The organism is Halomonas sp. 18071143 (assembly GCF_019211725.1).
Classification (GTDB): Bacteria; Pseudomonadota; Gammaproteobacteria; order Pseudomonadales; family Halomonadaceae; genus Vreelandella; species Vreelandella stevensii.
This window is the reverse complement of sequence record NZ_CP078120.1, coordinates 1982667-1992381: the sequence shown is the minus strand read 5'-3', so window position 1 is coordinate 1992381 and position 9715 is coordinate 1982667. Positions and strand designations below refer to the sequence as shown.

10 protein-coding genes are annotated in these 9715 nt (G+C 61.5%); 2 read left to right on the top strand and 8 right to left on the bottom strand.

Annotated elements, in window-relative coordinates; genetic code table 11:
* Positions 1–169: 169 nt before the first annotated feature.
* Both KVY02_RS09270 and KVY02_RS09265 read left to right on the top strand, forming a co-directional pair.
* Positions 170–586 carry an SRPBCC family protein gene (locus KVY02_RS09270; protein WP_100731213.1) on the top strand — a complete coding sequence of 139 codons (417 nt, stop codon included), beginning with the start codon at positions 170–172 and terminating at the stop codon, positions 584–586.
* Complete coding sequence (locus KVY02_RS09265; protein ID WP_016913979.1) at positions 579–1247, top strand: TVP38/TMEM64 family protein; 669 nt, start codon at positions 579–581, stop codon at positions 1245–1247. The genes KVY02_RS09270 and KVY02_RS09265 overlap by 8 nt, the downstream gene beginning before the upstream one ends.
* Before the next feature lie 10 nt (positions 1248–1257).
* On the opposite strand, the gene KVY02_RS09260 is transcribed toward KVY02_RS09265, so the two are convergent.
* From KVY02_RS09260 to KVY02_RS09225, 8 genes are all read right to left on the bottom strand, one after another.
* On the bottom strand, positions 1258–1497 hold the full coding sequence (locus tag KVY02_RS09260) for a DUF2789 domain-containing protein (RefSeq protein ID WP_016913978.1): 240 nt from the start codon (positions 1495–1497) through the stop codon (positions 1258–1260).
* Positions 1498–1583: 86 nt separating this feature from the next.
* A complete protein-coding gene (locus KVY02_RS09255) occupies positions 1584–2654 on the bottom strand; it encodes an asparaginase (RefSeq protein ID WP_218313396.1) in 1071 nt (356 codons plus the stop codon).
* A gap of 29 nt (positions 2655–2683) precedes the next feature.
* Positions 2684–3886, bottom strand: coding sequence for an MFS transporter (locus KVY02_RS09250; RefSeq protein WP_218313395.1), 1203 nt, complete (start codon positions 3884–3886; stop codon positions 2684–2686).
* Between the two features lie 9 nt (positions 3887–3895).
* Positions 3896–4399, bottom strand: coding sequence for a hypothetical protein (locus tag KVY02_RS09245; protein ID WP_016913975.1), 504 nt, complete (start codon positions 4397–4399; stop codon positions 3896–3898).
* A gap of 75 nt (positions 4400–4474) precedes the next feature.
* On the bottom strand, positions 4475–5731 hold the full coding sequence (locus KVY02_RS09240; protein WP_081193079.1) for a DEAD/DEAH box helicase: 1257 nt from the start codon (positions 5729–5731) through the stop codon (positions 4475–4477).
* A gap of 248 nt (positions 5732–5979) precedes the next feature.
* The gene (locus tag KVY02_RS09235; protein WP_016913973.1) at positions 5980–6576 is read right to left on the bottom strand and encodes an ABC-type transport auxiliary lipoprotein family protein; all 597 of its coding nucleotides are present in this window, start codon (positions 6574–6576) and stop codon (positions 5980–5982) included.
* A gap of 11 nt (positions 6577–6587) precedes the next feature.
* Entirely contained in the window at positions 6588–8261 is a 1674-nt protein-coding gene (gene pqiB, locus KVY02_RS09230) for an intermembrane transport protein PqiB (protein WP_218313394.1), read from the bottom strand.
* A complete protein-coding gene (locus tag KVY02_RS09225) occupies positions 8254–9597 on the bottom strand; it encodes a paraquat-inducible protein A (protein ID WP_256357479.1) in 1344 nt (447 codons plus the stop codon). The genes pqiB and KVY02_RS09225 overlap by 8 nt, the downstream gene beginning before the upstream one ends.
* Between the last annotated feature and the right edge of the window lie 118 nt (positions 9598–9715).

Below are 9715 nucleotides of genomic sequence, written 5' to 3'. Positions count from 1 at the left end.
TTATGTCGTGCCTGCCTGAACCGCAGGGCGGTGTTCCGGGGTCCGGTCCGGAAGGCGGGCAGTTTACGCAATGCCGCTCTTGCTGACCAGTGCCCCGGGTGGCGGCATCCGGTGTGTCAATGGAATTGGCGTGATAAGCTACCCCTCTAAAGCCGCTAGAGATGGACGCATGGCCACCATAGAACATAGTGAAATCGTTCGAGCCTCCCCGGAGCGCGTATTTGACTTGTTACGCCGAGTGGAAGATTTTGCGGAGTATTCGGACTTGATACGCTCGATCGATCGTCTTGGCGAAAACCGCTACCGCTGGCATGTGCGGGCAGTGGGCATGGACTGGTCGTTTGACGTGGAGGTGACCGAGATCGAACCCCCGGAGGTATTGGCTTGGGAATCTCTGGATGGCGTCAAGAATCAGGGGCGCTACCAGCTGCGCGCCGTACCGGAAGGCACAGAGGTGTCACTGACCCTGAGTTATGACATTCGCAATCGTCTCATGGAAAAAGCGGTGAACAAGGCGGCCAGGCCACTGGTCGGAAAGGTCAGTCGACAAATTCTCGAGCGGGTTGAAGCACGCCTCCATGCGTAAATTATCTCTCTACTCCTGGCGCTGGGCGGCCGCGTTTGCGGTGGCTGCCATGCTGGCCTACGTATGGCTTTGGTACTCCCCGGACCTGATGGCGGTGAAGCGCTGGGCCGCCACCATGTCGCACCATCCGGTGGTCGTGGTGACCGTCATGCTGACCATGGCGGTGACACTTGCGATTGGCCTGCCCGGCAGTATTGGGCTGTGGTTGATCGCGCCTTTTTATCCGCCTTTGATCGCAACGCTCATGCTGACCGTCAGCAGTGTGGCGGGCGCCTGGGGGGCTTATTTGCTGGCGGCGCGAGTCGGGCAGCGGTGGCAGCCCAAGGGGCTGACGCTCAAGGTCATGGATACCCTGAAAGCGCGAAGTGACCTGCTGACCCAATGTGCCATGCGAGTGCTGCCGGGGTTTCCACACTCAGTGATCAATTTTGCGGCAGGCCTGGGGCATATTGCGCTGGGGCGCTATCTATTGGCTGCCACGCTGGGGCTGGCGGTGAAATGGGCCGTCTACAGCAGCGCCATTTACGGGGCGCTGGAAGCCATCGAGGAAGAGGACCCGCTACAGATGGACGTGCTGCTGCCCCTGTTGGCCCTGACGGCCCTGCTGCTGGCAGGGGCCTGGTACCGGCGCCGCCTGGAAGCGGCGCGGGATCAGACTTGAATTCAGGCGATCATTCCGCCTTGTGCATCGAGGCATCCAGATGATCGACCACCTCGGCCCAGTCGGCATCTTCTTCCACTGCTTCGCGTAGAAAATCCGCCTGGCCCTCGTTCCAGCAGGGGGCGTCGGCCAGCGGCATCTCCTTGGGTAACGGTGAATGTCGCTCAATAAAGCGTTCGATAGAAGCCGCGTCCGAGCGCAGCCCCAGCTGTTCAAACAGTTCACTAAAATGATGCACTGGTTGATCCATACGTTTTCACCTGTTTTCAGAAGGTTATGTTGCACTCCATGTGTCCTGTTTAACCATAGCCTGTCTGCTCCGGGATGCCAGTCTGGCTACCGCTCGCCCACTAACGGAGTGACGAAGCGCGTTGCTCGGTCGTCGTGGGTAAGCGGCTGCGCCATCAAATGCACCAGCTTGGTGTAAGCTGCCTCGGGGGTCATGGAGCCCCCGGAAATCACGCCAGCGTCCGTCAGGCCGTGGCCAGCGGAGTAAGCGCCCAGGTGAAGGGTGCCTTGCGGGCACTGGCTGACCGCGGCCACCAGCTTTCCTTCTCCGCTGGCACGCGCCAGTACGGCTAACAGGTCCGGGTCGTCAGGCAAGTTGCCCGCTCCCCAGAGCTCCAGCAGTGCCCCCTTGACGCTGTCATTCGCCAGCCAACTGGAGAGTTGCCAGGCGGCCATGCCTGGCCACAGCGCGATGCGCACCACTTGCCCGTGAGCAAGGCACCCATAGTCCGGGAGTTCGAAGCGGGGCGCGCCACGCTGGTGAAGCGCCAGCCCCCGGCTGGGGTAAAGTACGTAGTCATCGTCTACCCGTTCGCCCAGCAGGGGATAGTTGGGGGAGGCAAACGCGGTCATCGCTTCACAGTGCTGCTTCACCGCCCTGACGCCCCGCATCAGGCGCCCTGAAAAGTACAGCGCCACTTCCTGCAGTTCACTCATGGCAGCGAATTGCAGGGCACCGCATACGTTGTCCAGAGCATCGCTATTGGCTGCCTCCAGCGGTTGCATGGCCCCTGTTAATACGACCGCCTTGTCCAGTCCTTGTAGCTGATAGGCCAGGCTCGAGGCGCTCCAACTGAGCGTATCGGTGCCGTGCAGGATGACAAAGCCCCGGTAGGCGGAAAAACGGGCGGCGATATCGCCTGCCAGCGTTTGCCACGTGGCAGGCGTGGCGGCGCTGGAGTCGATCAGTGGGTCATGGCTGATGATGTCGTAGGCGGGGAGTGCCTGCTGTTGCGGGATAGGCAACTGCTGTAGAGCATTGTGTAATCTGTCGGCAAAGTTGCCTGCTGGCATCAGTCCGGTGGCGGTTGGCTGCATGCCGATCGTGCCGCCGGTGTAGATGATCAGTACCCGCTCATGTGGGTAGGGGGTGTCTGTCAGACGAGGAGCGTTACGCATGGTCATGTCCTGGTAAAGACAAGGAAGGATTATGGAAGGGTGACGCGCAGCTGACCGCCTTGATCATCCAGCTGCCGGTTGCGACCTGCCAGACAGGCAAAGCCGCAACAAACCAGAATCAAGCCGATCAGTAGCCAGCCAATGTGTGCGGTCGAGGCGCCCATTTGCAGCATCACACCCACGCCGAAGGGGCCCAGCGCGGCCAGGGTGTAGCCGCCTCCCTGCACCAGCCCGGAAAGCTGTCCAGCCAAGGGGGCGTTGGCCGTGCGCAGCACCAGCAGGGCCAACGCCAGGCTGAAACTACCGCCCTGACCGAGGCCCAGCAGGATGGCGCCAGGCCATCGCCAAGCCAATGGGGCAATCAACAGTAGCGCCAGGCCGATGGCCGTGGCGGCCAGTACCATGAGGAGGGCTGGCCGCTGGTCCTTATGCAAGCGGGCAACCCATGGGGCGGCCAGTGCCGACGCCAGCTGGCTCATGATGGAGACCGCCATGGTCCAACCGGCGTCGGCTTCGCTGTAGCCACGGTCGATGAGCAGGGTGGGCAGCCAGCCAAACACGATGTAAGCCATGGAGGATTGAATGCCCATGAAGAGCATCACATGCCAGGTCAAGGGTTGGCGTAGCAAAGCGGCAAGCGGCACTCGGAAGGTGGGCTGTAGCGATGGTGCTGCGATTGGGCGCGGTGCAAAGCCCGACCATAGCAGCCAGGCTGCCAGGGCCAGCAGTGACCAGCTCATCAGGCTAAGCTGCCAACTGCCCAGCCAAACCAGTAGTGGGACGCTCAGCCCTGCCCCCAGGGCGCCACCAAAGCAGAGCGCCATGGTGTACAGCCCGGTCAGCAGGTCGGCGCTGTGCGGCAGTTCGCGTTTGACCAGGGCGGGAAGCAGTGTGCCCGCTATCCCGATAGCACCGCCTGCCATGGCCGAGCCCAGGTACAGCAAGCCTGGCCAGGGAGTGCCCCGTACCAGCAGGCCGGTCGCCAACAGCAGCAGTGCGGCACTCAACGCCCGCTCACTGCCCAGGCGTTTGCTGAGCCAGGGGGCCAGCGGTGCGGCAAGGCCCAGGCACAGTACGGGTAAGGTGGTCAAAAGGCCGGCAGCAGTGGCCGACAGCCCCGCGCTTTCCTGTAGTCTGTGCAGTAGAGGGGCCACCGAGGACATGGCCGGGCGCAGATTGAGCCCAACCACGAACATCAACAGGATGAAGCTGACGGTACGGCGTGTCACCATGACGCGAACTTATTGCATGTAAGGGCGCAGGTCGCCGCGTACGGCATCCAGCAGGGTGATGAAGTGATAGTCCTGTGGGGTGTCGATGGCGTCCACACGTACCTGGGTTCGCATGCCCTTGTTGATGTCCAGCTTGTCGTAGATTTCCAGGGTCAGCTTGCGTGCCGGTTTATCGCCTAACGCAATGGCGCCCTCGGCCAAATTGAAGGTTTCCAGCAGGGTGGCCCTGATGCGCGTACTGTTGCCTTCACTCAGCACGCGGCGTACGAACAGCCAGCCTTCACAAGGCAAGGAGGCGTTGTCATCGCACTCGCGCAGGAACAGCGTCCGATAGCAGGCGCCTTCCTGGGATGCTTTTTCGGCCATGCTGCGGTAAGCCTGCACGACCTGGCCAGAGGAGGCGCGGGCATCTTCCAGTCGCTGTGAAATACCCTGATGTTCGCGGCTCAGCTGCTCCTGACGCTGAAAAGTCAGCCACTGGCGATAGTCCGCCATCAGTTGTGAAGACGCCATAGTCACTCCATGAATTGGTTCAGCGAAACGCCGGAATATGCGAGGCGATACCTTCGCACATTCCGGTCCTTTGGGCTAGCGGCGAGCGCGGCGGCGACGTTCGCCACCGTTATTCGCTTGAGTGCTCTCGGAGGAGCGGCGGGCACGCGGTTGACGCTGGCCGCGGCGGCCGTTTTCGATAGGTTCGGGCTTGGCGTTGGGGTCAGGTTCGAAGCCGGGCTCAACGTGCTTGGGCAACGTTTGATTGATCAGCCGCTCGATGTTCTTGAGCAGGCCATGCTCATCGACGCACACCAGTGACACCGCTTCACCATTGCTGCCCGCACGGCCTGTGCGCCCGATGCGGTGGACGTAATCTTCGGCGACGTTGGGCAGGTCGAAGTTGACCACGTGGGGAAGTTCGCTGATATCCAGACCGCGTGCGGCGATATCGGTGGCAACCAGGACCTGCAAGTCACCGCTCTTGAAGGCTCCAAGTGCTCGAGTGCGCGCTCCCTGGCTCTTGTTGCCATGGATCGCCATGGCCGGAATGTCCTGCTTGGTCAGCTGCTCCGCCAGGCGATTGGCGCCGTGCTTGGTGCGCGTGAAGACCAGCACCTGGAACCAGCCATGGCGCTGAATCAAATGGGCCAGCAGGTCGCGCTTCTTGTCGCGATCCACGCGGTAGATGGCCTGCTCGATTTTTTCGGCCGTGGTGTTGCGCGGCGCCACTTCGATCATCGCCGGATTGTTCAGCAGCTGCTGGGCCAGGGCCTGGATCTCGTTGGAGAAGGTGGCCGAGAACAGCAGGTTCTGACGCTGTTTGGGTACCAGGCGCAGCAGACGTTTGATGTCGTGGATGAAGCCCATGTCGAGCATGCGGTCGGCTTCATCGAGTACCAGTATTTCCACGGCAGACAGGTCTACGTGACCCTGCTGGTGAAGGTCCAGCAGGCGTCCCGGCGTGGCCACCAGCACGTCTAGACCGGCTTTCAGGGCGTCTACCTGGGGTTGCTGGCCAACGCCGCCAAAAATGATGTGCGAGCGCAGTGACAAGTGCTGCCCATAAGCGGTGACGCTTTCACCCACCTGGGCGGCCAGCTCGCGGGTAGGGGTCAGGACCAGCGCACGTACCTGGCGTTTGCCCGGGCGTTTGCCTTGCACCAGGCGTTGCAGCATGGGCAGCGTGAAGCCAGCGGTTTTGCCGGTGCCCGTCTGTGCGCTGGCCAGCAGGTCTCGTCCTTCCAGAACGACGGGAATGGCCTGGCGTTGAATCGGGGTGGGCTGATGATAGCCCTGTGCGCCAACGGCGCTGAGTAGATCAGGGTGCAGACCAAGGTCAGAAAAGCTCATGCATTCTCCGCAGTCGCCACCCCCTCACTCTCTGAGTGAGGGGGTGGCGTCATGTTCAAGATACGAGGATGTCATTGCGCCATGAAGGCGCATCTAAGAATCAGATCGGGCAGCCACGACGGGCGTTTTAAAGCCACGCAGCCATTGCCCGCAGGGCTGCGTGGAAGTGATGGGGTGGCGCTTGCGAAAGGCGCTGTCGCCTAGTGTAACACGAAAGTCGCACTCAGCGCCGTTCATGCAGTCTTGAATTAGCGGCCCGTGAAATAGCCATTGCGCTGAATCTGCTCGGCGATTTGCACGCCTAGCAGGTTCCAGCTTTCACCCAGTGCACGTACCAGGGCCGGGTAGCCGTCCTCTTCCAGGGGCGTTTCCGTGGTAAAGCTTTGCAGTGTGACCAGGCTATTGTCCTCGCGCCGTAGCTGCCACTGGCCGCTGGCCACTGCCATGCCATCGTGGCGTCCCTGGAACTGATCCACCTCGACGGATAGCGTCAAGGCGTCTGGCAGGGCGCCCTCTGAACGCACCACCTGCAGCTGGGGAAGCTGCTGGGCCAACTGCGCTCGCAGGCTGCGCTCCAGCTGACGGCCAATGCCCTCGGCCCACTGGTGTTCACGAGCCTGGTTCAACGTGATGTCGTCCAACTGCATGACGATGCCATCCACGTCCAGATAGTGCGCCAAGCGTGGAGCGCGGATGGCCAGCGTGCCCGTGGGTTGGCTAGGGGCGCTGCTGGCCGCAGGGCTGGGGAGCATGTAGCGGGCAGGAGGAGTGACACTGCTTGCGCATGCGGTCAGCGCTACACAGGCAGCGACAATGATTAGCAGTCGTGTAAAAGGTTGCATCATGTTCTCTCCTGTCAGCGCGGGGCGCGGGGCGTCGGGTCCTGGGTGTCGAGGTTGTCGAACAGCAGGGCGCGAGGATTTTCGTTTAGCGTACGCGTGAGGGGCTGTAGATCACGCATCAGGCGGTCCAGCCGTTCGATGGCCGTGGTCAGCTCCTGATAGGCCGGTGACGACGGCGAGACACCCTGTAGCGTACTGCGCAGCTCTTCCAGCGTGCTGTTCAGGTTGCCGCCAATCGCGCGAGTTTCAGGGTCGCTGAGCAGTTCGTTGACCGAACGGCTGACGTCACGCACTTCGTTGAGCACCTGCTCGGAGGCTTGCAGGTTGCGGTCCATGCCCGCCAGAAGCGGTTCGACCTCCAGTGCGTTGAGCTTATCCAGCAGGTCGGTAATCTGTGCCTGAATCTGGGCGAAGCCACCTGCCACGGTGGGGAAAACCGTCCGTTCTGAGAAAGTTTCCGCTACGTACTCATCGGCCAGGTCGCGCTGGAAGTTCAGATCGACGAACAACGCTCCGGTGAGCAGACTGCCGTTTTTCAGCGACGCACGTAGGCCCAGACTAAACATCCTGGTGAAGCGATTGTCCCAATCTTCCAGATCGATATCTGAATTCTCGATGCCCAGCCGCTGGGGCTCGATGCGAATCAGTACGGGGATCGCAAACCGTGCTCTGGAATCAGGCTGAGGCGCGGTAAAATTCCAGGGCACCGCCGCCACAGTACCGATGCGTACGCCGCGGAACTCCACCGGTGCCCCGCGAGAAAGCCCCCGCACCGTATCGTCGACCAGTAGCACGTACTCCAGGTAGCGATTGAAGGTGCCTTCCCGGGCATCGTCTTCGTCAGCGTAGAGGTTGAAGCGGGCATTATGCTCCACAGGGCGCCCCATGGGCAGGTCTTCGGGCACGCCAAAGGTCACGCCGCCGCCCAGTAACGCTTCCAGCGATTCGACATTGACCCGAAAGCCATTGGCATCCAGGCGAAAATCAACGCCGCTGGCCGTCCAGAACCGGGTGCTGTCGGTCACCAATTGGGAATAAGGTTCTTCGATGAAAACCTGGTGATACATGGTGCGCGAATCGGCATCGAAACGGGTATCCTCGACGCGACCAACGGTATAGCCCTGATAGGAAACCGGGTCGCCCACGCGCAGGGAATTGCCCAGTTGGCTGACCAGGCTGATCTGAAGTCCGGCCTGTCCTGCCGTCGCCACCGGCGGCACGTCACTGACGGTGAACTCTCTTCTTGGCTCATCCGACTGGCCGGGCTCCAATTGAAGGTAGGCTCCGGATAGCACGGTGCCCAGGCCGCTGATGCCCTCGCGGCCAATGCGCGGCTTGACGACCCAGAATCGGCTGTCCTCTCTGAGCATGGCTTCGGCTTCGGGCTGGATTCGGGCGGTCATCACTGCTTGTGAGAGGTCGTCCGACAGGCGCACGCTTTGTACGCGACCAATCTCGACGTTGCGGCTGCGTATCAAGGTGCTGCCTGCCTCGATGCCTTCGGCGTTGCTCATGGTCAGCGTGATCAAGGTGCCACGGCTGGTGTAGTTGTCATACACCAGCCACAGGCCGATAACGACGGCCACGAGCGGTACGATCCAGATGGGCGACAGGCGTGTTTGCCGAGAGGCTTTGGCTCGGTGGAGTTCGTTGTCAGTATCGGTGTTGGGGGTTACATCATTAGCCATCAATAGCGTCCTTGGTGGCCGTCGTGCGGCGGGCAGGGCGTGGAGTGGGGGAGTCCCAAATCAAGCGAGAGTCGAACGTCATGGCGGCCAGCATGGTCAGCACGACCACGGCGCCAAACGCGAGTGCTGCGGGGCCGGGGGTGATCGACATCAGCGAACCGGCACGGATCAGGGCAACGAGAATCGCTACCACGAATACATCCACCATGGACCAGCGGCCAATGAACTCGGTGATGCGATATAGCCGCGTGCGGCTGTTGGCGTTGAGCTCGTTGCTGCGGTTGATCATCAAGCACAACCATACCAGCGCCACCAGTTTGCCGACAGGCACGATGACACTGGCAATGAAGATCACCGCAGCCACGGGCCAGGACCCCATTTGCAGGAGCTGCACGACACCGCCAATGATGGTCGAGGGTGCCGTATGGCCAAGGCTGGTAGTGGTCATGATGGGATAAACATTGGCAGGGATATACATGATCGCCGCAGCAAAGAGCAGCGCCCAGGTGCGCTGCAGGCTATGCGGGAGGCGAGTGTGCAGCTTCTCATGGCAGCGAATGCAGCGGCGGTGATCCTTGTCGAAACGGTTGACTAGCCCGCAGGTGGGGCAGCCGGTCACCTGTTGGCTGGCCGCCGTAGCGCCCGTCAAGGTGCCTTCCGGGGCCAGTGGCTCGCCCTCCAGTGAAAACCACATCCAATCTGCATCGATGGATTGTGTGGTCATCAGCAGCAGGATGGCGAACACACAGAAGGCCCAAAAGGAGATGCCCAGCTCGATCTGTGCCATGCCGGCCACTTTGATCAGACTGACCAGCGCGCCGATGATGAACACATCGGCCATCATCCAGGGCGTCAGGTGGGCCAGCGAGCGAGCGATATCTCTGCTCAATGGCAGCGGGCGGGCGCGCAGCAGCCCGAACTGTAGCCAGATGACCCCCGTCAGGTAGACCGCAGGCAGCACCACGATGGTCATGATCACCGCGATGGCTACGATAGGCTGGTGAAAATTGATCAGCGCCGTGGCCGTTTGCGTCAGCTCGATGCGGTTACCAATGCCACCTACGCTGAAGCTGACGAAGGGAAACGAAACGGCCACGATAAGGGCCACCAGCGAGGCAATGGCCAAGGCCATGCTGCGCTGTGCGGGGTAGCGGTGACGCTTGACCAGCACATGAGAACAGCGTGGGCAGGAGGCTTTTTCACCCGAGCCCAAAGGGGGCAGGGCCGACACCCAGTCGCACTCATGGCAGGCGCGCAGCCGCCTGCGCTGGACGCGTGCCTCGGGGGGCGTGCAGTCCACGGCGGGGGTATGCATGGGTAAGGTGGGTCGTTTCATGAAAGAGACATCAGGCAATAGCAAACTCTCGATAGTTGGCGCATTTTAAATCAATATAGAGCCGAGACGTGAGTGTCAAATCAGGGTCACCATGCTTCTCTTGAACTCGGTGCTTGAC